The sequence below is a fragment of the Ferribacterium limneticum genome (genome assembly GCF_020510625.1).
GTDB classification, from domain to species: Bacteria; Pseudomonadota; Gammaproteobacteria; order Burkholderiales; family Rhodocyclaceae; genus Azonexus; species Azonexus limneticus_A.
This window is the reverse complement of record NZ_CP075191.1, coordinates 3407518-3431854: the sequence shown is the minus strand read 5'-3', so window position 1 is coordinate 3431854 and position 24337 is coordinate 3407518. Positions and strand designations below refer to the sequence as shown.

At 61.4% G+C, this 24337-nt stretch carries 24 protein-coding genes; 23 read left to right on the top strand and 1 reads right to left on the bottom strand.

Annotated features, from left to right (window positions below; translation table 11 throughout):
• Positions 1-160 precede the first annotated feature (160 nt).
• The 22 genes from KI617_RS16525 (at position 161) to KI617_RS16420 (ending at position 22965) form a co-directional block, all read left to right on the top strand.
• Positions 161-460, top strand: a complete 300-nt coding sequence (locus KI617_RS16525) for an HU family DNA-binding protein (protein ID WP_226448125.1) — start codon at positions 161-163, stop codon at positions 458-460.
• Between the two features lie 57 nt (positions 461-517).
• Positions 518-895, top strand: coding sequence for a hypothetical protein (locus tag KI617_RS16520; RefSeq protein ID WP_226448123.1), 378 nt, complete (start codon positions 518-520; stop codon positions 893-895).
• A gap of 39 nt (positions 896-934) precedes the next feature.
• Positions 935-2098, top strand: a complete 1164-nt coding sequence (locus tag KI617_RS16515; protein ID WP_226448121.1) for a UbiH/UbiF family hydroxylase — start codon at positions 935-937, stop codon at positions 2096-2098.
• A 9-nt stretch (positions 2099-2107) separates the two neighbouring features.
• The gene (locus KI617_RS16510) at positions 2108-2809 is read left to right on the top strand and encodes a DsbC family protein (protein ID WP_226448119.1); all 702 of its coding nucleotides are present in this window, start codon (positions 2108-2110) and stop codon (positions 2807-2809) included.
• A gap of 134 nt (positions 2810-2943) precedes the next feature.
• A complete protein-coding gene (locus KI617_RS16505) occupies positions 2944-4854 on the top strand; it encodes a diguanylate cyclase (RefSeq protein ID WP_226448117.1) in 1911 nt (636 codons plus the stop codon).
• A gap of 307 nt (positions 4855-5161) precedes the next feature.
• A complete protein-coding gene (mraZ, locus tag KI617_RS16500) occupies positions 5162-5608 on the top strand; it encodes a division/cell wall cluster transcriptional repressor MraZ (protein WP_226448115.1) in 447 nt (148 codons plus the stop codon).
• Positions 5605-6531, top strand: coding sequence for a 16S rRNA (cytosine(1402)-N(4))-methyltransferase RsmH (gene rsmH / locus KI617_RS16495; protein WP_226448113.1), 927 nt, complete (start codon positions 5605-5607; stop codon positions 6529-6531). The genes mraZ and rsmH overlap by 4 nt, the downstream gene beginning before the upstream one ends.
• Positions 6532-6816, top strand: coding sequence for a cell division protein FtsL (gene ftsL / locus KI617_RS16490; protein ID WP_226448112.1), 285 nt, complete (start codon positions 6532-6534; stop codon positions 6814-6816). It abuts the gene before it with no gap.
• Positions 6816-8564 (top strand): peptidoglycan D,D-transpeptidase FtsI family protein, encoded by a 1749-nt coding sequence (locus tag KI617_RS16485; protein ID WP_226448110.1) that lies wholly within the window; start codon positions 6816-6818, stop codon positions 8562-8564. Before ftsL ends, KI617_RS16485 begins: the two co-directional genes overlap by 1 nt.
• A gap of 70 nt (positions 8565-8634) precedes the next feature.
• On the top strand, positions 8635-10113 hold the full coding sequence (locus KI617_RS16480; protein WP_226451902.1) for a UDP-N-acetylmuramoyl-L-alanyl-D-glutamate--2,6-diaminopimelate ligase: 1479 nt from the start codon (positions 8635-8637) through the stop codon (positions 10111-10113).
• Positions 10110-11480, top strand: coding sequence for a UDP-N-acetylmuramoyl-tripeptide--D-alanyl-D-alanine ligase (locus tag KI617_RS16475; RefSeq protein ID WP_226448108.1), 1371 nt, complete (start codon positions 10110-10112; stop codon positions 11478-11480). Before KI617_RS16480 ends, KI617_RS16475 begins: the two co-directional genes overlap by 4 nt.
• Positions 11480-12583, top strand: a complete 1104-nt coding sequence (mraY, locus tag KI617_RS16470) for a phospho-N-acetylmuramoyl-pentapeptide-transferase (RefSeq protein WP_226448106.1) — start codon at positions 11480-11482, stop codon at positions 12581-12583. The genes KI617_RS16475 and mraY overlap by 1 nt, the downstream gene beginning before the upstream one ends.
• Entirely contained in the window at positions 12583-13935 is a 1353-nt protein-coding gene (gene murD / locus KI617_RS16465; protein WP_226448104.1) for a UDP-N-acetylmuramoyl-L-alanine--D-glutamate ligase, read from the top strand. The genes mraY and murD overlap by 1 nt, the downstream gene beginning before the upstream one ends.
• Complete coding sequence (gene ftsW, locus KI617_RS16460) at positions 13932-15095, top strand: putative lipid II flippase FtsW (RefSeq protein ID WP_226448102.1); 1164 nt, start codon at positions 13932-13934, stop codon at positions 15093-15095. Before murD ends, ftsW begins: the two co-directional genes overlap by 4 nt.
• Positions 15092-16150, top strand: coding sequence for an undecaprenyldiphospho-muramoylpentapeptide beta-N-acetylglucosaminyltransferase (gene murG / locus KI617_RS16455; RefSeq protein WP_226448100.1), 1059 nt, complete (start codon positions 15092-15094; stop codon positions 16148-16150). Before ftsW ends, murG begins: the two co-directional genes overlap by 4 nt.
• Before the next feature lie 109 nt (positions 16151-16259).
• Positions 16260-17651, top strand: a complete 1392-nt coding sequence (gene murC / locus KI617_RS16450) for a UDP-N-acetylmuramate--L-alanine ligase (RefSeq protein WP_226448098.1) — start codon at positions 16260-16262, stop codon at positions 17649-17651.
• Complete coding sequence (locus tag KI617_RS16445; protein ID WP_226448096.1) at positions 17648-18553, top strand: D-alanine--D-alanine ligase; 906 nt, start codon at positions 17648-17650, stop codon at positions 18551-18553. Before murC ends, KI617_RS16445 begins: the two co-directional genes overlap by 4 nt.
• A 12-nt stretch (positions 18554-18565) precedes the next feature.
• The gene (locus KI617_RS16440; RefSeq protein WP_226448094.1) at positions 18566-19306 is read left to right on the top strand and encodes a cell division protein FtsQ/DivIB; all 741 of its coding nucleotides are present in this window, start codon (positions 18566-18568) and stop codon (positions 19304-19306) included.
• Between the two features lie 4 nt (positions 19307-19310).
• Entirely contained in the window at positions 19311-20540 is a 1230-nt protein-coding gene (ftsA, locus tag KI617_RS16435) for a cell division protein FtsA (RefSeq protein WP_226448092.1), read from the top strand.
• A 35-nt stretch (positions 20541-20575) separates the two neighbouring features.
• On the top strand, positions 20576-21772 hold the full coding sequence (gene ftsZ / locus KI617_RS16430; protein ID WP_226448090.1) for a cell division protein FtsZ: 1197 nt from the start codon (positions 20576-20578) through the stop codon (positions 21770-21772).
• 83 nt (positions 21773-21855) lie between these two features.
• On the top strand, positions 21856-22770 hold the full coding sequence (gene lpxC / locus KI617_RS16425; protein ID WP_226448088.1) for a UDP-3-O-acyl-N-acetylglucosamine deacetylase: 915 nt from the start codon (positions 21856-21858) through the stop codon (positions 22768-22770).
• Between the two features lie 6 nt (positions 22771-22776).
• Complete coding sequence (locus KI617_RS16420; RefSeq protein ID WP_226448086.1) at positions 22777-22965, top strand: hypothetical protein; 189 nt, start codon at positions 22777-22779, stop codon at positions 22963-22965.
• On the opposite strand, the gene KI617_RS16415 is transcribed toward KI617_RS16420, so the two are convergent.
• Positions 22952-23386, bottom strand: a complete 435-nt coding sequence (locus KI617_RS16415) for a DciA family protein (protein WP_226448084.1) — start codon at positions 23384-23386, stop codon at positions 22952-22954. The two genes, KI617_RS16420 and KI617_RS16415, sit on opposite strands and share 14 nt — an antisense overlap.
• Before the next feature lie 12 nt (positions 23387-23398).
• On the opposite strand from KI617_RS16415, the gene KI617_RS16410 reads away from it, so the two are divergent.
• Entirely contained in the window at positions 23399-24319 is a 921-nt protein-coding gene (locus KI617_RS16410) for a M23 family metallopeptidase (protein ID WP_226448082.1), read from the top strand.
• Positions 24320-24337: the final 18 nt, after the last annotated feature.

The window sequence follows — 24337 nt, the reverse complement described above, 5'->3', positions numbered from 1 at the left end:
GAATTGTTGCGGGCGTATGAATAATACAAATATTCACGTAGTTGCCCGTAAATAGGCCCTTTGGGGCCAACACTTATTCAAAAAGGTATGCTACTTTTACTCTGCTGCCGTTCCGACGGCCAGTTTTCTTAAACATTGATAGGTAACAGGAGGCACTTAGATGAATAAATCCGAGCTGGTCGAAGTTGCTGCAAAAGAAGCTGGTATCACCAAGGCTGCTGCTGACAAGGCGTTGTCTGCCATTATCGGCGCGGTGGTTGCGACCGTCACCAAGGGAGAGTCTGTTACTCTCGTCGGGTTCGGTACGTTCAAGTCCGCAAAGCGCGCAGCGCGCACCGGCAAGAATCCCAAGACCGGCGCAACGTTGAAGATTCCTGCGACCACGGTGCCGAAGTTCACCGCAGGTACGGCTTTCAAGGCTTCCGTTGCTGCCAAGAAAAGCGCTGCTAAGAAGAAGTAATTCGATGTTAATGAATGCGGAGTTCGTTTTTGACGGACTCCGTTTTTTCGGTTTCCAATGAACGATTCCAATCCAGAAAATCCCCCAGAAAACCCGCCTGCTGTTGCTGTCGCGCCGCAGGTAGATACCCGCCGCCGTCTGCGCGAACTCCTGTCTGTTCCGGAGCGTGATCGTACTGACGAGCAGTGGGATGAAATTATCGAGCTGGAAATTCAGCTTGCGCCGGGTAACCGCATTTCCGGCAATGAGCCGCACGGCGGTGGTGGCAGCCACGGGCGAGGTAATACTTCGCAGCATAGCAAGCCGGGCGGTGGCAATCCGGGGGGAGGCGGTGCTCCTCAGCAGAAAAAGCATCGGCCGCGCACGAACAACAATCGTCGTCCGCGTCAAAACAAGCCGCAGTCCGGTAGCGGTGGCGGCAATCCTGCTGCCTGAGCGCTTGTTACATTTCCCTGAATCGGCATAATTGCCGGCATGCAGCAGTTTGATCTGATTATTGTTGGTGGTGGCTTGGCTGGAGCCAGTCTGGCCTTGGCCCTGCGCGACACGCGGCTGCGTATTGCCTTGGTCGAAAACCAGCCGCCACGTCGGCCCGAGGGGTGGGATGCGCGTATTTACGCGATCAGCCCTGCGAATGTGGCCTTCCTCGATTCGATCGGAGCTTGGCGCCATCTCGACCCCGAGCGCATGGCGCCGATTCGCGCCATGCAGATTTGCGGCGATGGTGGCGGCAAGCTGGAGTTCTCGGCTTTTGAAACTGGCGTTGCCGAATTGGGTTGTATCCTGGAGTCGGCCTTGATGGCCTGTGAATTCTGGGAGAGCGCCAAGCGCCAAAGCAATCTCACGCTATTTTGTCCGGCTCGGCCCGAGCAGCTTGAGTTCCGGCACGATGCAGCCGTTTTGCGACTGAATGACGGTGCAACGCTATCGGCTCGATTGCTGGTTGGCGCCGATGGTCGAGATTCCTGGGTGCGCGCAGCGGCTGGGCTTTCGGCGGTGAATACGCCGTATGGCGAAAAAGGCCTGGTGGCCAATTTTTCCACCGAGAAAACACATCGCAATACGGCCTTTCAATGGTTCCGGGACGATGGCGTGCTGGCTTATTTGCCGTTGCCGGGAAACCGCATTTCCATTGTGTGGTCTACGCCGGATCAACATGCTGACGAGCTTTGCGCCCTTCCTCCCGAATTGCTTTGCGAGAGAGTTGCCGATGCTGGTGAGCGAGTTCTGGGTAAGCTTGAGTTGCTAACGTCTCCGGCGGCCTTTTCGTTGCGATTGATGCGTGTGCCTCAGACTGTTGCTCCGCGCCTGGCTTTGGTCGGCGATGCGGCGCATGGTATTCATCCCTTGTCCGGGCACGGCATCAATCTCGGCTTTCAGGATGCCAGGGAGTTGGCTTGTCTGCTGGCTGTAACGCGACCGTGGGAAGATATTGGCGAGGTGCGTTTGCTGCAGAAGTATCAGCGCGCCCGGCGTGAAGAGACCGTGTTGATGCAGACAATGACCGATAATTTGCGCCGCTTGTTTCGGGAATCGCAGCCTGGGTTGCGCCCGTTGCGCAATTTTGGTCTCAATCTGACGAATGGCTTGCCCTTCGTCAAAAATGCCTTGGCGCGATATGCGCTGGGTGCCCTTTAGGAGAATCGAATGTTGAAGAAGTTCTTGCCTCTCGTGTTGGCCGTTGCTTTTGGGGCGCAAGCCGTGGCTGACGAGGCTGATATCAAGAAGTCGATGGAGTCCAAGCTTGGTGCCAGGGTCGAGAGTGTGACCAAGTCTGGTTACCTTGGCCTGTATGAAGTCTTTGCAGATGGCAACATTGTCTATACCGACGAAAAGGGAACGGCGATCATCGTCGGGCCGCTGATCGATGGTAAGACGATGAAGAATGTGACTGAAGAGCGCATGAAAAAGCTGACTGCGATCAAGTTCAGCGAATTGCCGCTGGATCGGGCGATCAAGCAGGTACGCGGCGATGGCAAGCGGGTGATGGCCACCTTCGAGGATCCCAACTGCGGCTACTGCAAGCGCCTGGCCAAGGATTTGTTGAAGCTGGAAAACGTTACGGTCTATACCTTCTTGCTTCCGATTCTTTCCGAAGACTCCGTGCGCAAATCCAAGCAGATCTGGTGCTCATCCGATCGCGCCAAAGCATGGAATGACTGGATGGTCGAGGGCAAGGCACCGTCGGGCCGTGAAGATTGCGATACGTCCGCTGTATCCAAGAATCAGGAGTTCGGTCGCAAGCTGAACATCTCAGGTACGCCGACCATGTTCTTCAGTGATGGTGAGCGCGTGCCAGGCGCCATGCCGCTGGCGCGCATCGAGCAGAAGCTTGGTCAGAGCAAGTAGCACTTGCTGGCTCGGCGGTTTTCCGCTCGGGCCATTTCTCGCTGGTTCTGGAATTTCTGGGGTCTGATTCCCTGATGGATTCGCAATCTTCCTGCGGATGGATCATTCGGACTTTCGGTCCTCCCAGGGTGCGCTTGCTTCTATTCTTTGCATTGACCTGGCTCGGTATTGCCTCGTTGCTGGTTTTTTTGCTGCAGGAAGGACGCCAGGAGGCAGAGCGAAAGGCTGAATCGGAGGTGCTGGGAGCCTCCGCTCTTCTTGAGGCACGACTGGCGCTGACAATGCGGCGGGTGCACGGCGATCTGGAGCGTCTGGCCGCATCCTTGCCCCATGATGCCCTTAAACCGGGCGCTGATGCGCGTTTCCGCCAGAGCGTCATCAGCGAGCTTCGGCATTACTCAGGGCGCTTTCCGGAGGTTCAGGGTTTTCGCGTGATCGACGCTTCGGGCCATTTGCTCCATGCCCCGGATGCCTCGCCGCCGTCGGTGGGCTTTCGTGACCGTAGCTACTTCAGGTTTTTTGCCGAAGGCTCGAACATTTCGCTTTTCCTCTCGGAGGTCCTCGTCGATCGCCTGTCCGGGCGTTCTTCGCTAGTGGCGGCGCTGCCGATACGTGATGCTTCGGGAGGTCTGCTTGGTGCGGTGGTGGCGCTGCTGGACATTGCGCATATGTCGCAAATGCTGGATGCGCCCGGTATTGGCCAGAATGGGGTCGTTTCGGTTCGCCGTACCGATGCGGGCAAGCTGATTCTGAGCCGGCCGTTTGCGCCTGAGCAGGTTAACCGGGCGCTACTAAACAATCCGTTGCAGATGAGGCTGGAGGCCGGGGAAGGGTTTGGGACTATCCGGTTCCAAGCGACCACCGACGGCGTGGAGCGCCTTTACGGGTTTCGGCGTGTTGGTGAATATCCGCTGTACGTGACAGCCGGCCTGGCGACCGCGGATTACCTGGCGGGCTGGCATCAGACCTTTGCCATGGCGGGCGTGGCGGCGCTTCTTCTTTTCTTGTCATTGTCCTTGCTTTTGATCCGTCTCATGCGCGCCGAGCGGGAAGAAGAGTTGACCGCCAGTCGATTGATGGAGAGCGAGGCCCGCTACCGCATGCTGGCCGAGAATAGTCATGATGTGATCTGGACGCTCGATATTCCCAGTCGGACCTATACCTACGTCAGTCCTGCCATCAAGGAACTGTCCGGCTACTTGCCGGAAGAAATGGTCGGGCAGCCGGTGGATGTGCGGCTGACGCCGGATTCGGCGGCGCGCGCGGCGCGGGATATTGACCAGCGTCTGCGGCGGATTGCAGCGGGGGACAAGGCGGCCAGTGTCGTCGTCAGCGAACTGGAGCAGGTGTGCAAGAGCGGTGATGTCATCACCACCGAGGTGGTTTCCAGCTACTTGCTGGATGCCGATGGTGTGGCGCGGACAATTCTTGGCATTACGCGCAACGTGAGTGAGCGCAAGGCCGTGGAAAGTGCCTTGCGGGAAACCAATCGCCAGTTGCACGCCCGGATCGAGGAAATTGGCCGCTTGCAGGTTGCGCTGCAGGAATTGGCGGTACGCGACAGCCTGACCGGGTTGTATAACCGGCGCTATCTCGATGAAACCCTGGAGCGCGAGGTTTCCCGGGCGCGTCGTGAAGGCATTCCGCTCTCCTTGGTCATGCTGGATATCGACCATTTCAAGCGGGTTAACGACACTTACGGCCACCAAGTGGGCGACGAAGTGTTGCGCATGCTTGCCTCGACGCTGTTGGCCGACATTCGGACCGAGGACGTGGCCTGTCGCTATGGCGGCGAGGAGTTTTTGATCCTGTTGCCCAACATGCCCTTGGAAACGACCATGCTGCGTGCCCAGGGTTGGCGGAGCGCGGTTGAAGCGCTGCGGGTGACGCATGGCAATTTCCAGATTAGCTTTACCATCTCGCTGGGGGTTGCGGCTTACCCCGAACACGGCAAGACCCCGGATGATCTGACGCGCTGCGCCGATCAGGCGCTCTATCGGGCGAAGCACGAAGGCCGCAACCAGGTTTCGGTCTTTTTCGGCTGATTCGGCGGTGACCGGCCTTGGGCCGGTCGAGAGGGCTTGCCCTCAATTCATTCCACTTTTTACCACGTCGGCATGCCGCGCAATGGAATGTTTTTGACTTTCATCAACTCCTGATAAGTCACTTTAAGTCTCTATTTCCTTGCATTGATTTTTAACGGAAATTTTCTCCAAATATTGTCGAGAAAAGTATCCGTAAGTCCTTGTTGCATAAGAAAAAATTCGTGATTCCACTATTGACTGAGGGGAGATGTTCCTCTAAAGTGGGTAAACGTGTTGAAAAGTGGGTAAACGGGGAGCGAGACGAGGGATGTTCGAAGGGGCGGCAGCACTTAATCTGGATGCGAAGGGACGGCTTGCCATACCGGCAAGGCACCGTGACGCCCTGCTCGCCGCCAGTGAGGGTTCGCTGGTCCTGACCGCGCACCCGCATCGTTGCCTGCTGCTATACCCATCGCCGGCCTGGCAGCCGATTCGCGACCAGATTCTCAAGGCATCGAGCCTTGACCCGAAAGCAGCGCCGATCAAGCGCGTGCTGGTAGGTAACGCGCGTACCGAGGAGCTTGATTCCGCTGGCCGTATCCTGATTGCCCCCGAGTTGCGCGAGTACGCCAAGTTTGAAAAGACCGTCTATCTGGTCGGCATGGGGACGCACTTCGAGATCTGGAGCGAGGCGGGCTGGAAGCAACAGAATGACCTGGCGGCGGAGGTGCTGTCCGGCGACCTGCCACCGGGCTTCGGAGACCTTGTCCTGTGACCCGCGGTGCCGCCCATGTGACGGTGCTGCTCGAGGAGGCGGTGGGTGCCCTGGCGATCAAAGCCGACGGCACCTACGTTGACGCCACCTTCGGGCGCGGCGGCCACAGCCGCCTGATTCTTTCCGAACTGAACGAAAAAGGCCGCCTGGTGGCGGTCGACCGCGACCCGCAAGCCATAGCGGCGGGCGCGATGATCAATGATTCCCGTTTTTTGCTGGTCCATCGCGCCTTCGGCGAATTGGCCGAGGCGGCGCGCGAGGCAGGTGTTCGCGATGTCGATGGGGTTTTGTTTGATGTAGGGGTGTCGTCGCCGCAAATCGACGACGGGGAGCGCGGCTTCAGTTTTCGCTACGACGCGCCGCTCGACATGCGTATGGATACGACGCAGGGCGAGACGGCGGCCGAGTGGTTGGCGCGTGCGGAGATAAGAGACATAACGGAGGTCATTAGAAACTATGGCGAAGAACGGTTTGCTTTCCAGATTGCAAAGAAGGTTGTGGCTGCTCGGCTCGAACAACCAATTGTCACAACAGGTCAGTTCGCGGCCCTCGTACGCGAGACCGTGCGCACCCGTGAGCCAGGGCAGGACCCGGCGACGCGCAGCTTTCAAGCTTTACGGATTCATATCAATCAAGAGCTCCGCCAGCTGGAGGTAGCCCTGCCGCAAGCGCTTGAGTTGCTCAAGCCGGGTGGCCGACTGGTGGTGATTTCCTTCCATTCGCTGGAAGACCGCATCGTCAAGAATTTCATGCGTGACCAGTCAGTCGCCGATGCGCTGCCCAAGAATCTGCCCTTGCGGGCCGATCAGTTGCCCAAGCCCAAGCTGCGCCTGGTCGGCAAGGCCATCAAGCCGTCCGCCGCTGAAATCGATGCCAATCCCCGGGCGCGCAGTGCCGTCATGCGGATTGCCGAGAAGCTGTAAATGCTCCGTTTCAACATGATCCTTCTCTTGGCCGTTGTGGTTTGCGCGTTGGGTGTGGTGACCTCCCAGCACCGCGCGCGCAAGCTTTTCCAGGCCCTGGAAACGGAGCAGGAGCGGGTGCGCCAGCTTGATGTGGAATACGGCCAGTTGCAGCTGGAGATGTCGACCTGGGCGACGCATCCGCGCATCGAGAAGATTGCCCGTGATCGTCTGCATATGGTGACGCCGGACGCGGTCGGGCGAGTGGTTCAGGCGCAGGCGCCGATCAAGAAGGGGGCGCGCTGATGGTTGTTCGTCGTCGCCCCCAGCGTGGACATCGCTTTACCGAAAGCCCGGTGCTGCAATTGGCCTTGCAGGGCTGGCGTTCGCGCACGGTCGGCTTGTTGTTGATGGCCGCGTTTCTGGCCCTGGTGGCGCGTGGCTTCTACCTGCAGGTGATCCACAACGACTTCCTGCAGGAAAAGGGTGATTCCCGCTATCGCCGCGACATCGAGATTTCTGCTTCGCGCGGCAAGATCGTCGATCGCAATGGCGACATGCTGGCAGTGTCGACGCCGATGAAGTCGATCTGGGCCATTCCGGGTGACGCCCGGACAATGAATGCGCAACAGAAGCGTCAGTTGTCCGAAATGCTCGACATGAATGTGCGGGAGCTCGACGGCAAGCTCGCTTCCGACAAGACCTTCACCTATGTAAAGCGCCAGGTGTCTCCGGAAACCGCGGATCGTATCGCCGCCGTGAAGTTTCCCGGCATTCATCAGGAAAAGGAATATCGCCGCTTCTACCCGACCGGCGACATGACGGCCCACATCGTCGGCTTTACCGGCGTTGACGACAAGGGTCTGGAGGGCGTCGAGCTAGCTTTCCAGAACAGCCTGTTCGGTCGCCCGGGTAGCCGCACCGTGATTCGCGATCGGCGCGGCAGCATCGTCGAGGATGTCGGCGCGACCAAGCCGCCGCAGGATGGCAAGGATGTTCGCCTGGCTCTCGACTCCAAGATCCAGTACCTCGCCTACAGCCAGCTCAAGGAGGCGGTCGAGAAGCACAGCGCCAAAGCCGGCGGCGCCATCGTGATCGATGCGCGCAATGGTGAAATCCTGGCCCTGGCCAACTGGCCGACCTACAACCCGAACAATCGCGAGCGCCTGTCCGGCGCTCAGTTGCGCAACCGCGCCATCACCGATACCTACGAGCCGGGGTCGGTGATGAAGCCGTTTACGGCGGCGCTGGCCCTCGAAAAAGGCAAGGTGCGTTTCGATACGATCATCAATTGTGCCCCGGGCAAGATGACCATTGGCCCGGCGACCATTTCCGACGCTCACCCGCACGGCGCACTGACCGTGGCGCAGGTGATCCAGAAATCGTCGAACGTCGGTACGGCCAAGATGGCCCTTGGCTTTACACCGAAGGAAATGTGGGATCTGTTCGATAGCGTCGGCTTTGGCCAGGCGCCGAATCTTGGTTTCCCGGGCGAGGTCAATGGCCGTCTTCGGCCGTGGAAGAACTGGCGGCCGATCGAGCAGGCCACGATGTCCTATGGCCACGGCATTGCCGTCAGCCTGGTGCAGATGGCGCGGGCCTATACCGTCTTTGCCCATGAGGGCGAGCTGATGCCGCTGTCGCTGACCAAGATCGAAGATGCACCGCCGCGCGGTACGCCGATCTTCTCGCCGCAAACGGCGCGCGAATTGCGCGCCATGCTGGAAATGGCGGCCGGGCCGGAGGGGACCGCGCCCAAGGCGCGCGTACCGGGCTATCGCATCGGCGGCAAGACCGGTACCGCCTACAAGGTCGAGGGCGGCGTCTATGCCCGCAAGTACGTGGCTTCCTTTGTCGGCATCGCGCCGATCAGCGATCCGCGTCTGGTGGTCGCGGTGATGATTGACGAGCCAACAGCTGGCGGCCATTTCGGCGGCGACGTCGCTGGTCCGGCCTTCTCGCAGATTACGGGCGGCGCCCTGCGCACGCTGGGCATCCCGCCGGATGCGCCGATCCAGGTAGCCGCGGCCGAGGCCGGAAAGGGCAAGCTATGAGCACGCAGGGCCGCCCCAAGTGCGAAGGCTCCCGCTTGGCGGGACGGCGCGTAGCGCCAAGGGTGTCGTCATGAGCACGCCGCGCGAACTGCTTGATCGTCTGGATGCGATGGGCATCCAGCCTACCGGCGTTGCCGATGACAGCCGCCAGGTTCAGGCGGGTGACCTCTTCCTGGCTTATCCGGGCGACATGGCCGATGGGCGTCGTTATATCGCTGACGCGCTGGCGCGTGGTGCGGTGGCTGTGCTGTGGCAGCCAAGCGCGGATTTTTCCTGGGATTCGGCCTTGGCCATTGCCAACTTGCCGGTCGATGCCCTGCGTCCGCTGGCCGGGCCGTTGGCTCATGCCGTCTATGCTTATCCGAGCGAAGGCCTGTCGCTGATCGCCATTACCGGCACCAATGGCAAGACGACGATCAGCCAGTGCATCGCGCAGGTCTACCCGAAACCCTGCGCGATCATCGGTACGCTGGGCGCGGGTTTCCCGGATTCCCTGGTCGAAACCGGCTTTACGACGCCGGAAGCGACGACGCTGATGCGTTATCTGGCCGATTTTCGTGCCCGGAATGCCGCCGCCTGTGCACTGGAAGCCAGTTCGATCGGTATCGAAGAAGGCCGGATGAATGGCGCCCGGGTCGATGTCGCGGTATTCACCAACTTCACCCGCGACCACCTCGATTACCACGGCACGATGGAAGCCTATGCCGATGCCAAGGAAAAGCTCTTCCACTGGCCGCGCCTGCGTACTGCCATTGTCAATCTGGATGACGAATTCGGGCTTCAGTTGATGCGCAACACGACGGCCATGCGCGTTCTTGGTTATGCCATCGGCGAAGCCCGGCGCGATTTCCCGGCGCTGGTGCGGGCCGAGGATCTGGTCGATACCCCCTTTGGTCAGCGCTTCAGCCTGATCCTGCCGAACGGTCGGGCCACCGTGGATACGGTGCTGGTCGGTCGTTACAACATTTCCAACCTGCTGGCCGTGGCGGCTGTGCTGCACGATGCCGGTCTGGCCGCGGCCGATGTGGCGCTCCGCCTGTCCGAGCTGACGCCGCCGCCGGGACGCATGGAGCGGGTCGGTGGCAACGGCGAGCCGCTGGTCGTCGTCGACTACGCCCATACGCCCGATGCGCTGGAAAACGCCCTGGCCGCCTTGCGGGACGTGGCTGCCACGCGAGGCGGCCGCCTGACTGTCGTCTTTGGTTGCGGTGGTGATCGCGACAAGGGCAAGCGGCCGCAGATGGGTGAACTGGCCGAGCGCCTGGCTGATCGCGTGCTGGTCACCAGTGACAATCCGCGCAGCGAAGCGCCAATGACGATCATCGCCGAGATTACTGCCGGGATGAAACAGGCCGAAGTCGAGGCTGACCGTGCGCTGGCCATCCGGCGCGCCGTACTCGAGGCTGGCGACAGCGATGTGATCCTGCTCGCCGGCAAGGGCCATGAACCTTATCAGGATATGGGCAGCGTTCGCCTGCCTTTCTCCGATGTCGAACAGGCCGGAGCGGCATTGGCCCTGCGGCAAAGCAAACAGGAGGAGGCAGCATGAACTGGTTGCTCTCGCAAGTGGCACAGGCGGTGCAGGGGCGCCTGATTGGCGCCGATGTCCCGATCAACGGCGTTTCCACCGATACGCGTGCCATCGCCGATGGGCAGTTGTTCGTCGCATTGGCCGGCGAGCGTTTCGATGCTCACGACTTTTTGGCGCCGGCTCTGGCCGCTGGCGCAACAGCGCTGCTGGTGGCGGACGAGAGCAAGGTGCCGGCCGGGGTCTCCGCCGTCATTGTGGATGACACGCGCCTCGCCCTGGGGCGTTTGGCGGCTGCCTGGCGTGCGGAATTCAATCTGCCGGTGATCGCCGTGACGGGTTCGAATGGCAAGACGACGACCAAGGAAATGGTCGCTGCCATTCTCAAGGCTGCGTTCGGTGCGGCGGTGCTGTCGACCCGGGGCAACCTCAACAACGATATCGGCCTGCCGCTGACTTTGCTTGGCCTACGTGCCTCGCACCGTGCGGCCGTGATCGAAATGGGCATGAATCATCCGGGCGAAATCGCCTATCTGGCGCCGATCGGCGCGCCGACCGTGGCGCTGGTCACCAACGCCCAACGTGCCCACCTTGAGGGCATGGGCGATCTGGATGAAGTGGCGCGTGAAAAAGGAGCCATCTTCGGCGGTCTGCCGGCGAATGGCGTCGCCGTGATCAATGCTGACGACGCCTACGCCGGTCTGTGGCGCAGCATGGCCGAGGGGCGTCCGGTGCGGACTTTTGGCATCGACCATACGGCAGATGTCTCCGGCAAGGTACGTCAGCACGGTTTGGAAATCGCCATCGAATTGGCCGCCCCGGAAGGCCGTGCTTCCTTGACCTTGTCCATTCCCGGTCGCCATAACGCCCGCAATGCCGTGGCAGCGGCCGCTGCCTGCCTCGCCGCCGGTATCCCGATGACCGCCGTGGTTGCCGGGCTGGAAGCCTTCTCGGGCGTCAAGGGCCGCCTGCAACGGCGTGTTGGCAAGCTCGGTGCCGAGATTCTCGACGATACCTATAACGCCAATCCGGATTCCGTGCGGGCCGGCATTGACGTGCTGGCCGCCACCATCGGCCGCAAGCTGCTGGTGCTCGGCGACATGGGCGAGATCGGCGAGGCCAGCGGCCAGTACCACGATGAAATCGGCGGCTACGCCAAGAGCCAGGGCATCGACCGCCTGTTCGCGCTCGGCGATGCAGCGCAACTGGCGGTGCGCAATTTTGGCGAAGGGGCGAAGCATTACTGCAACGTCGACAAGCTGATTGCCGCCGTCGAAAAGGAGTTGGGCCCCGAAACCACCGTGCTGGTCAAGGGTTCGCGCTTCATGAAAATGGAACGGGTGGCCGATGCGCTGGCAGCACCCGTCGCTCCCGAGGAGGCACACTGATGCTGCTCGCACTGGCCCAATGGCTCGCCCAGGACGTTCGCTTCTTCAACGTCTTCAACTACATCACGCTGCGCGCCGTGCTGGCGACGATGACGGCGCTGCTGCTGTCGCTGGCGGCCGGCCCGGCGGTCATCCGCTGGCTGGCGGCCAAGAAGATCGGCCAGGCGGTGCGCAACGACGGCCCGCAGACCCACCTGGTCAAATCCGGCACGCCAACCATGGGCGGCGTCCTGATCCTGATCGCCATCGGCATCACGACCCTGCTCTGGGGCGACTTGTCGAATAAATACGTGTGGACGGTGCTGGTCGTCACGCTCGGCTACGGCATCGTCGGCTGGTACGACGACTGGAAGAAGGTGGTCTATCGCGACCCGAACGGCCTGGCCAGTCGCTGGAAATTCTTCTGGCAGTCGGTGCTCGGCATCGGTGCCGCGCTCTTCATCGCCTTCTCGGCCAAAAGCCCGGCCCAGACCGAACTGATCATTCCCTTCTTCAAGACCATGGCTTACCCGCTGGGCGTCGTCGGCTTCATCACGCTGACCTACTTCGTGATCGTCGGCACCAGCAACGCGGTCAACCTGACCGATGGCCTCGATGGCCTGGCGATCATGCCGACCGTGATGATCGCCGCCGCCTTCGCGCTGATCGCCTACGTCACCGGTCACGCGGTTTACGCCAAGTACCTGCTGATTCCCTACGTGCCGGGCGCCGGCGAACTGTGCATCTTCCTTGGTGCCATCGCCGGGGCGGGACTCGGCTTCCTGTGGTTCAACGCCTACCCGGCCGAAGTGTTTATGGGTGATGTCGGCGCGCTGGCGCTCGGTGCCGCGCTCGGCACCGTGGCCGTGATCGTCCGTCAGGAAATCGTGCTGCTGATCATGGGCGGCGTCTTCGTCGTCGAAACCCTGTCGGTGATGCTGCAGGTCGGCTGGTTCAAATACACCAAGAAAAAATTCGGCGAGGGCCGGCGCATCCTGCGCATGGCGCCGCTGCATCACCACTTCGAACAAACCGGCTGGAAGGAGACGCAAGTCGTCGTCCGCTTCTGGATCATCACCATCATGCTCGTGCTGGTCGGGCTCTCCACCTTGAAACTGCGCTAATGGAACTCAAGGGCAAACGCGTTGTGGTTGTCGGGCTCGGTGAGTCCGGACTGGCGATGGCCAAGTGGCTGCATCGTCAGGGCGCGGTTGTCCGGGTCGCCGATTCGCGCGACAATCCGCCGAATGTCGAGGCGCTGCAGCGCGTTGCGCCGGGTGCCGAACTGGTGGCCGGGGCTTTTGCCGAAGCGGCTTTCGCTGGCGCCGATTTCGTGGCGCTGTCGCCGGGCGTGCCCAAGGCGACGTCGGCGATTGCCGCGCTTGCGGTGCCGGTGATTTCGGAAATCGAACTGTTCGCTGCCGGCGTGCGTGAACAAGTGCCGGGCTCGCAGATCATTGCCATCACCGGCAGCAATGGCAAGACGACAACCACGGCGCTGACCGCCCATCTACTCAACGGTGCCGGTGTGCCGGCCATCGCCTGCGGCAACATTTCGCCGTCGGCGCTCGATGCCCTGATGGACGCGCAGGATGCCGGCACTCTGCCGCAAGTCTGGGTGGTCGAACTGTCCAGCTTCCAGCTCGAAACGACGCACCACCTGAATGCCGAAGCAGCCACGGTACTCAACATCTCGGAAGATCACCTCGACCGTTACGAGGGCAGCCTGGCCAACTACGCCGCCGCCAAGTCGCGCGTTTTTCAGGGCAAGGGCGTCATGGTCCTGAACCGCGACGACGACTGGTCGATGGCCAATGGCCGCTGCGGTCGAGCTATGGTGACTTTCGGCCTGAACGCCGCGCCGCGCGGTGTCGATTACGGCTATGCCGACGGCGCCATCGGCCGTGGCAAGGAAAAGATTGTTGCGATTGACGCCCTGAAGCTGTCCGGTTTGCACAATGCCGCCAATGCGATGGCCGCATTGGCCCTGTGTGAGGCGGTCGGTGTCCAGGTGGCACGCCTGGTCGAACCGCTGAAAACCTTCTCCGGTCTGCCGCACCGGGTCGAGACGGTGGCTGAAATCGGCGGCGTGCTCTATGTCGATGACTCCAAAGGCACCAATGTCGGCGCCACGCTGGCCGCCATCGAAGGGATGGGCCGCAAGGTGGCCATCGTCCTCGGCGGCGACGGTAAGGGGCAGGATTTTTCGCCGCTCAAGCCGGCGCTGGAAAAGCACGCTCGTGCCGTGGCGCTGATCGGCCGCGATGCCGCTGCCATCGGCATGGCCCTCGAAGGCAGCGGCGTGCCGACCCGGATTGTCGGCGATATGGAAGATGCCGTTCTTTGGCTGGCCGCCCAGGCTCAATATGGCGATTGCGTGCTGCTCTCGCCGGCCTGCGCCAGCCTCGACATGTACCGCAACTACGCGCACCGCGCCCAGGCTTTCATCGATGCGGTGAAGGGGCTGTCAGCATGATGATCGGCGCCCTCGACTCCCCGCGCCGCCAGGTGGCCGAGATCGACTACGCGCTGCTGTGGAGCGTGTTGATCCTGTTGTTCGCCGGGATGGTGTTTGTCTACTCGGCTTCGATCGCGATTGCCGAGGGTGGCCGGTCGACCGGCCATCAACCGGCCTACTACCTGATTCGCCAGGGCATCTTCCTGTGCATCGGCCTGGTCGCTGCCGCCGTTGCCTTCCAGGTGCCGCTGTCGCTGTGGCAAAAATATTCGCCTTATCTGTTCATGATCGGCGTCGCCCTGCTTGCCATCGTGCTGATTCCCGGCCTCGGCAAGGATGTCAATGGTGCCCGCCGCTGGCTGTCACTCGGCTTTGCCAATCTGCAGCCGTCCGAGCTGATGAAGATGTTCGCGGTGCTTTACGCCGCGGATTACACCGTGCGCAAGATCAACGTGATGCACGACCTGAAGCAGGCCTTCCTGCCGATGTTCGGGGCGATGGCCGTGGTCGGCATGCTGTTGCTGAAAGAACCGGACTTCGGCGCCTTCGTCGTCATCATCTCGATCGCCATGGGCATCCTGTTTCTTGGCGGCCTCAAGGCCCGGCTGTTCGCCATGCTGATCGTCGGCCTGCTGATCGCCTTCACGATCATGATCGTCGTCTCGCCCTACCGGCGCGACCGGGTGTTCGGCTTCATGGACCCGTGGGCCGATGCCTTCGGTCGTGGTTACCAGTTGTCGCATTCGCTGATTGCCTTCGGTCGCGGCGAACTGTTCGGTGTCGGTCTTGGCGCCAGCGTCGAGAAACTGTTCTACCTGCCGGAAGCGCATACCGACTTCCTGCTCGCCGTCATCGCCGAGGAACTGGGCTTTTTCGGCGTCGTCGCGGTGATCGCGTTGTTCGCATTGGTCGTCCAGCGCGCCTTCGCCATCGGCCGCCAGTGCGTCCAGCTCGACCGCCTCTATCCGGCGCTGGTGGCAATGGGCATGGGTATCTGGATTGGCGTCCAGTCCTTCATCAACATGGGCGTCAACATGGGCCTGCTGCCGACCAAGGGCCTGACCCTGCCGCTGATGAGTTTCGGCGGATCGGGCATTCTGGCCAACTGCGTGGCCTTGGCGATTCTTCTGCGGGTGGATTGGGAAAATCGGCAATTGATGCGCGGAGGCAAGCTATGAGCAAGACCATCCTGGTCATGGCTGGCGGTACCGGTGGCCACATCTTCCCGGCGCTGGCCGTTGCCCACAAGTTGCGCGATGCCGGCTGGCGCGTTGTCTGGCTGGGCAATCCGGAAGGCATGGAAGCCAGACTGGTGCCGCAGCACGGTTTCGAAATGGTCTGGGTCAAGTTCTCCGCCCTGCGTGGCAAAGGCATCCTGCGCAAGCTGCTGCTGCCGGTCAATCTGCTGCGCGGTTTCTGGCAGGGCCTCAAGGCCATCCGTCAGGTCAAGCCGAATGTCGTGCTCGGCATGGGCGGCTACATCACTTTCCCGGGCGGCATGATGGCCGCGCTGACCGGCGTGCCGCTGGTGCTGCACGAACAGAATTCGGTGGCCGGTCTGGCCAATCGCGTGCTGGCTGGTGTGGCTGATCGCATCGTGACCGGCTTCCCGGAAGTGTTCAAGAAAGGCGACTGGGTCGGTAATCCGGTGCGCCCGGAAATCGCCAACATCGCCCCGCCGGCCGAGCGTTTTGCCGAGCGGACCGGCGCCTTGCGCGTCCTGGTCATCGGCGGCAGCCTTGGCGCACAGGCGCTGAATGAAATGGTGCCGCAGGGCATGGCGCTGCTCGGAGAAAGCGACCAGCCGCAGATCGTCCATCAGGCGGGCGAAAAGCATATCGAGGCATTGAAGGCCAATTACGCTGCCGTCGGCGTCCAGGCCCACTGTGTTTCGTTCATCGAAGACATGGCGGGTGCCTACGAGTGGGCCGATCTGGTCATCTGCCGCGCCGGCGCGCTGACCATTGCCGAACTGGCAGCGGCTGGCGTGGCCAGCATCCTGGTGCCTTTCCCGCATGCGGTTGATGACCATCAGACCGGCAACGCGAAATTCCTGGTCCATGCCGGCGGCGCCTTCCTGCTGCCGCAAACCGACCTGACGCCGGATGCCATCTCCCTGATCCGCAATTACTCCCGTAGCCAGCTGCTGGAAATGGCCGAAAAGGCCCGCAGTCTGGCCAAACCCGATGCCGCCGAAGAAGTGGCGCATATCTGTGCAGAGGGGGCGAAATGAGCTACCGAGCAGGGGCCCCGCGCTGCGGGGATGCGAGTACGGCAAATGCCGCCGGCCCTCGTGCTCTGAAATATTCAAACAACTTCCAACGCGTTATCGCGAGGGCGAAATGAAACACAAGGTCAAACACATCCACTTCGTCGGCGTTGGCGGTTCGGGCATGAGCGGCATTGCCGAAGTGCTGGCCCACCTCGATTTCACCGTGACCGGCTCCGATCTGGCGGCCAGCGCAACGACCCGCCGGCTTGAAGGCGAGGGCGTCAAAGTGACGGTGGGTCACGCTGCCGAGAACATTGCCGGTGCCGATGCCGTGGTCATCTCGACCGCAGTCAAGGCCGACAACCCGGAAGTGATCGCCGCCCGCGAAAAGAAAATCCCGGTCGTGCCGCGTGCCCAGATGCTGGCCGAACTGATGCGCCTGAAGAGCGGCATCGCCATTGCCGGTACCCATGGCAAGACGACGACGACCAGCCTCGTGACCAGCATCCTGGCCGAAGGTGGCATCGACCCGACCTTTGTCATCGGCGGCCGCCTGAATGCCGCCGGCGCCAACGCCCGTCTGGGCAGCGGTGACTTCCTGGTCGCCGAAGCGGACGAGTCGGATGCCTCTTTCCTCTTCCTGTCTCCGGTCATTTCGGTGGTCACCAACATCGATGCCGACCACATGGAAACCTACGGCCATGACTTCGAGCGCCTGAAGTCGGCCTTCGTCGATTTCCTCAATCGCCTACCGTTCTACGGCGTGGCCGTGGTTTGCGGTGACGACGCCAATATCCGCGACATCCTGCCGCGTGTGCCGAAGCAGATCATCACCTACGGACTGTCCAACGAGTGCAATTTCTACGCCGAGAATATCGTTGCCGATAACGGTCAAATGCGCTTCGACTGTGTCCGCGTCAATGGCACGACCTCGCGTCTGTCGATCACACTGAATACGCCGGGCATGCACAACGTGCTCAACGCGCTGGCGGCGATTGCCGTGGCGACTGAAGTGCAGGTGTCCGATGCCGCTATCGTCAAGGCATTGGCCGAGTTCAAGGGCGTTGGCCGCCGCTTCCAGCGCTACGGCGAAGTGGCTCTGCCGGCCGGTGGCAGCTTCACGCTGGTCGATGACTACGGCCATCACCCGGTCGAGATGGCAGCGACGCTGGCCGCTGCTCGGGGCGCCTTCCCGGGGCGCCGCCTGGTGCTGGCTTTCCAGCCGCACCGTTACACGCGGACGCGTGACTGCTTTGAAGACTTCGTCAAGGTGCTGAGCACCGTCGATGCGCTGTGCCTGGCCGAGATTTACGCCGCCGGCGAAGCACCGATTGTTGCCGCCGACGGCCGTTCGCTGGCCCGCGCCCTGCGGGTGAGCGGCAAGGTCGAGCCGGTGTTTGTCGAGGATATCGCGGCCATGCCGCAAACGATTATGGATGTCGCCCGTGATGGCGATGTGGTGTTGTGCATGGGCGCCGGTTCGATCGGTGCCGTGCCGGGCAAGGTGGTGGAGTTCAAATGAGCGGTTTCGGAAAAGTCGCAGTCCTCTTCGGCGGCACGTCCGCTGAGCGCGAGGTCTCCCTGAACAGCGGTTCGCGTGTGCTGGCAGCGTTGCAAGGGCAGGGCATCGACGCCCACGCCTTCGATCCGGCCAGCCAGACGCTGGATGACTTGAAGGGTTACGACCGCGCCTTCATCGCGCTGCATGGCCGCCATGGCGAAGACGGCACCATCCAGGGCGCGCTGGAAGTGATGCACATTCCCTATACCGGGTCCGGTGTGCTGGCTTCGGCGCTGGCCATGGACAAGTTCCGCACCAAGCTGATGTGGCAGGCGGCTGGCCTGGCCATTCCCGAATACGCCCTGCTGACCGCCGATTCCGATTTTGCCGAGATCGAGGAAGAGCTTGGCCTGCCGCTGTTCGTCAAACCGGCCCGCGAAGGCTCGTCGATTGGCGTCACCAAGGTCAAGGAGCGCGGTGCGCTGAAGGCCGCTTACGAAGAGGCAGCCCGGCACGATCCGCTGGTTATCGCCGAAAAGGGCGTGATGGGCGGCGAGTACACGGTCGGCATCATCGGCGACCAAGCTATGCCGATCATCAAGATCGAGCCGGCCACCGAGTGGTACGACTACGAAGCCAAGTACAACCGCGACGACACGAAATACCTGTGCCCCTGCGGCCTGCCGGAAGCCAAGGAAATGGAAATCCGCAAGGGCGCCCTGGAAGCTTTCCGCATCCTGGGCGGCCGTGGCTGGGGCCGGGTCGATTTTCTGATGGACGAGGACGGCAAGCATTACTTCCTGGAAGTGAATACCGCGCCGGGCATGACCGACCACTCGCTGGTGCCGATGGCAGCCCGGGTGAACGGCATGGACTACCCGACGCTGGTTCGACGCGTCCTTGAACTCGCGGCGAACGACTAAACGAGCCAATGAATGTGGAACAAACCGCACCTGCTGAACGCGCTTGCCGACCTGCTGATGCTGGTCGCCGCTGCCGCGTTGCTGGCCGCCGCGGCGGTCTGGCTGGTGCGCGTGCCGTCCCTGCCGGTGCGGCATGTGGTTTTTGCCGAGGCTTTGCCCCATACCAAGCGCGGCGAGGTGGAGCAGGTGTTGCCGGCGGCGCTGAAGGGCAATTTCTTCAGCCTGAATCTGGAGTCGGTGCGCGGGGCGCTGGAAAAACTGCCCTGGGTGCGCAAGGTGGAAGTCCGGCGGCAGTGGCCGGATCGCCTGGAAATCAGCATCGAGGAGCACAAGCCGGTGGCCCGCTGGGGCGAGGGGCGGGGCGAACTGGTCAACAGCTACGGCGAGGTGTTTGCCGCCGTGCTGCCGGCCGAGGATGGCTCCGGGCTGCCGCTGTTGTTCGGGCCGCAGGGCACGGCACAGGAAGTGCTCAAGCATTACGGCGAATTTATTGGTTCGTTTCAGGCAGTGGACGAAAAACCGGTGCAGGTCATCCTGTCGCCGCGCCTGGCCTGGCAGTTGAAATTGCAGAACGGCATGCTGGTGGATATCGGCCGCGAGCAGCCGAAATCGCCGGTGGGTGTGCGTCTGCAGCGCTTTATAGAAATTTATCCGGAAACGGTCGCCAAACGGGCGGTCCGGCCGGCAGTCGTGGATTTGCGGTATCCGAACGGTTTTGCGATGAGAGTCGCAGCCGAAGTAAAGGGAAAGTAAGCATATGAGCAGGGACAACAAGGATCTGGTCGTCGGTCTGGATATCGGGACGTCGAAGATCGTCGCGCTGGTCGCCGAGATTAACCAGGAAGGCAACCTGAACGTGATTGGCGTGGGCTCGCAGGATTCGCGCGGCTTGAAGAAGGGCGTCGTGGTGAACATCGAGGACACCGTGCACACCATCAGCCGGGTCGTCCAGGAGGTCGAGCTGATGGCCGACTGCAAGGTCAGGGACGTCTATACCGGCATCGCCGGCAGCCATATCAAGAGCTTCAACTCGAACGGCATGGTGGCGATCAAGGACAAGGAAGTCACCCAGACCGACGTCGAACGCGTCATCGAAACCGCCAAGGCGATGCCGATCCCGGCCGATCAGGAAATCCTGCACATCCTCACCCAGGAATTCGTCATCGACGGCCAGGACGGCATCCGCGAGCCGATCGGCATGAGCGGCATGCGTCTTGAAGTGAAAACGCACATCGTCACCGGCGCCGTCTCGGCCGCCCAGAACATCGTCAAATGCGTGCGTCGCTGCGGTCTGGAAGTGAATGATCTGGTCCTGCAGCCGCTGGCTTCCAGCTACGCCGTGTTGTCTGAAGACGAGAAGGATCTCGGCGTCTGCCTGATCGACATCGGCGGCGGCACGACCGACATCGCTGTCTGGACGCAGGGCGCCATTCGCCACACCTCGGTTATTCCCATCGCCGGCGATCAGATCACCAACGACATCGCCATGGCGCTGCGTACGCCGACCCGCGAAGCCGAAGACATCAAGTGCAAGTACGGCTGTGCCCTGTCGCAACTGGCCGATGCTGCCGAGAACATGGAAGTTGCCGGTGTTGACGACCGTCCGAGCCGCAAGCTGAGCCGTCGCGCCCTGGCCGATGTCATCCAGCCGCGTGTTGAAGAGCTTTACGAGCTGATCCAGAACGAACTGCGCCGCGCCGGCTTCGAGGAAGTGTTGTCCTCCGGCATCGTGCTGACCGGCGGTGCCAGCGTCATGCCGGGCATGGTCGAACTGGGCGAGGAAATCTTCCATATGCCGGTTCGCCTGGGTAACCCGAAATACACCGGCAGCCTGGCCGACGTCGTGCAAAGCCCGCGCTTCTCGACGGCCTTCGGCCTGCTGCTCGAAGCCCAGGCCCAGCGCAAGCGCGGCCAGAAGATCCAGGAAAAGCAGGGTTTCAAGGACGTCTTCGACGGCATGAAATCCTGGTTTGCCAAGAATTTTTGATTTGTCATTGAACAGTTTTTTCAGAGGAGGTAGTCATGTTTGAGATCATCGAGAAAGACGAAGAAACCGGTACGATCATCAAGGTGTTCGGGGTCGGTGGCGCTGGTGGCAATGCCATCGAGCACATGATTCGCGAAGGTGTCAGCGGCGTTGAATTCATTGCCGCCAATACCGATGCCCAGGCTCTGGGCCGCAATGCTGCATCGAGCAAGCTGTCGCTCGGCAAGACCGGCCTCGGTGCCGGTGCCAAGCCGGAAGCCGGCAAGGCCGCTGCCGATGCGCACCGCGACGAAATTCGCGCCACCCTGGAAGGCGCTCACATGGCCTTCATCACTGCCGGTATGGGCGGTGGTACGGGCACGGGCGCTGCTCCGGTGGTCGCTGAAATCGCCCGCGAAATGGGCATCCTGACCGTTGGCGTGGTCACCAAGCCGTTCAGCTTTGAAGGCGGCAAGCGCATGAAGTCGGCTGAAGCCGGCATCGCCGAATTCGCCAAGCATGTCGATTCGCTGATCGTCATCCTCAACGACAAGCTGATGGAAGTCATGGGCGACGACGCCGATGTCGACGATTGCTTCAAGGCAGCCGACGACGTGCTGAAAAATGCTGTCGGCGGCATCGCCGAAATCATTACTTACCCGGGCCTGGTCAACGTCGACTTCGAAGACGTGCGCACGGTGATGGGTGAAATGGGCCGCGCCATGATGGGCTCCGCCGCCGCTGCCGGCGTCGACCGCGCCCGCATCGCCGCCGAGCAGGCCGTCGCCTCGCCGCTGCTTGAAGGCATCAACCTGTCCGGTGCCAAGGGCGTGCTGGTGAACATTACCGCTGCCAAGGGCAACCTGAAGATGAAGGAAGTCAACGAAGTGATGAACACCGTCAAGGCCTTCGCGGCCGATGATGCCCACATCATCTTCGGTGCCGTGTACGACGAACTGATGGGTGATGCCCTACGCGTGACCGTTGTTGCCACCGGCCTCGGCCAGGCGGCTGCCGCCGTGCGTAGCAAGCCGGAAGTATTTACCCAGCCGGTGCTGGTCCAGGCTCAGGCAACGGGTACGCACGATGCCGTGGCCTTCGGTTCGGCCCCGGATTATTCGCATCTGGATGTACCGGCCGTGCTGCGCGGTCGCGGTCAGCGCGGCGGCAGCAATGTCACCGTCGAGGCCCTGGCCAACAGCGGTGTCGATCGTTACGACATTCCGGCTTTCCTGCGCAAACAGGCGGATTGATGTAACAAAAGCTCTCTCTGAAAAAGGGTGGTGACGGCTTGTGTTACAATCCGTCACCTTCCCCAATCATTCAAGTACTTAGCATGCTCAAGCAACGCACGTTGAAGACCGTCATCCGCGCCTCGGGCGTTGGGCTGCATGGCGGCGTCAAGGTCAACATGACCCTGCGCCCGGCTGCCCCGGATACCGGCATCGTCTTCCGTCGCGTCGATCTGGCGGAGCCGGTGGATATTCCCGCCAAGGCTTTCATGGTCGGCGATACGCGCATGTGCTCCTGTCTCGAAAAGGACGGAGTGAAGGTTGGTACCATCGAACACCTGATGTCGGCCCTGGCCGGTCTCGGCATCGACAATGCCTGGGTCGATCTGGATGCACCCGAAGTACCCATCCTCGACGGTTCGGCTGCACCCTTCGTGTTCCTGATCCAGTCGGCAGGCATCGAGGAACAGAACGCCGCCAAGAAATTCATTCGCGTCACCAAGACCATCGAAGTCAAGGATGGCGACAAGTGGGCGCGATTCGAGCCCTATGACGGCTACAAGCTGGAATTCTCCATTGTTTTCAATCATCCGGCCATCGACAAGTCGGCCCAGAAGGCCGAAATCGATTTCGCCGAGCAATCCTACGTTCGTGAAGTGGCCCGTGCCCGCACCTTCGGTTTCATGCAGGAAGTCGAATACCTGCGTGAAAACGGCCTCGCCCTCGGTGGCGGCCTGGAAAACGCCATCGTGCTCGACGAATTCCGCGTCCTCAATCAGGATGGCCTGCGTTATGGCGACGAGTTCGTCAAACACAAGATTCTCGACGCGATCGGCGATCTCTATCTGCTCGGTCATCCGCTGCTGGCGTCTTATTCGTCGCATAAGGGCGGCCACGCCCTGAACAACCAGCTGGCCCGCGCCCTGCTCGACCAGCAGAATTGCTGGGAAATCGCCACCTTCGAGGAAGCGGAACACGCGCCAAGCGGCGTCACGCGCTGGTTGGCTCAGGCGGCCTGATTCACCATGTGGCTGCTGCGTCTGCTGGCAGTGATTCTTGTCGTGACGATTGGTGCCGGATTCCTGATCTACGCTTTTACCGGGAACCGCAGCTACCTTGCCCTGAGCTGGCGCCTGTTCAAATACGGAATCGTCTTCGCCCTGCTCGTTTTTGCGCTGATGTTCATCGAGCGCCTGGCAATTATTCCGCTCTAGCGGCGCGCTTCAAAAGATTATCCAGAGCATCCCGGAGCGGGCCTTTGGGCAGATTTTCTGCGGTCGACTGTAGCGCCCCGCAAGCCTTGTCAGAGAGCGGCTTCTGGGTTGAACTCGTTGATTGATAAGGAATTTGGCGGGGTTGAACTTTTACGTCTATGCCGATACACTCCGCACCTCCCTTAGATAACTCGTCGCTCAATCGCTGACTCATCTGGCGAATCTTGGCGGCGACCGCGCCGTTATCGGCGTGGATAATGATTCTCCCCGACTTGTAATTGGCAACGTGTGCCGAGTGGCGCAGCCCTGCCGGGGCAACCGCTTCGAAGCGACGTGTCAGCTTGAGCAGCAGCCGTGCGTGGGCCATGACCCGGCCAGCGGCGGCGTCTTTGTCGAGGTAGTGCTCAGGCCCTTGGTACATAGGAGGTGTTTCGTGCAGATTATTCTGGTTTCGCGTCACCTGAAGGCGGCGCGGACAATCACCATTATGCCTCGGCATCTGGTTATCACGGTGCTTGTCTTCTTCGCGCTGGTCTTTTCGACCTCGGCGCTCTTTTCCTGGTTGTCGGTGCAATTCCGTCTGCCGCTGGTTGAGGACTTGCTGGTTTCCCTGCATTTGCAGGAGGCCAGGAAAACCAAGAGTTACCTCGACAACAATCTGCAGCTGATGGCGACGCGCCTCGGCGAATTGCAGGGGCGGGTGCTGCAACTGGATGCTCTGGGTGATCGGGTTTCCGGTTTGGCTGGTGTCAAACGGGAGTCTGTGCCTGAGGCGCTCAAGCCAGGGCAAGGCGGTCCTTACGTGCCGGCGCCGATGTCCAGTAGCGAATTGCAGGCCGAAATAGATCGTTTGTCCGGAGATGTAGAGCGCCACAGCGACGATCTGGTCTATCTGGAATTCAAGTTGCTTGAAAAGCGGGTCAAGGACAGGCTGTTGCCGACCACGCTGCCGGTCAAGGATGCTGCGCTGGGGTCGCTTTTTGGCCATCGGGCCGACCCGATTGCCGGCTTGCGAGCTATGCACGAGGGCCTCGATTTTTCTGCTGAGGTTGGTACCCCGGTGGTGGTCGCGGCCGATGGGGTAGTGTTGTCGGCCAGTTATCACCCTGAATACGGCAATTTGATCGACGTCGATCACGGTGATGGCCTTACTTCGCGCTACGCTCACTTGTTACGTATCGATGTCAAGGCCGGTGCCTTGATCAAGCGCGGTGAGCGCATCGGTGCAGTCGGTAACACCGGACGCTCGACCGGGTCGCACCTGCATTTCGAAGTCCGCATGCTGGGCGTGGCGCAGAATCCGGCGCATTTCCTCAGGCAGGGTGACGAATTCGCGCAGGTCAAGCGCCGATAATGCAATATCTGATGCCTT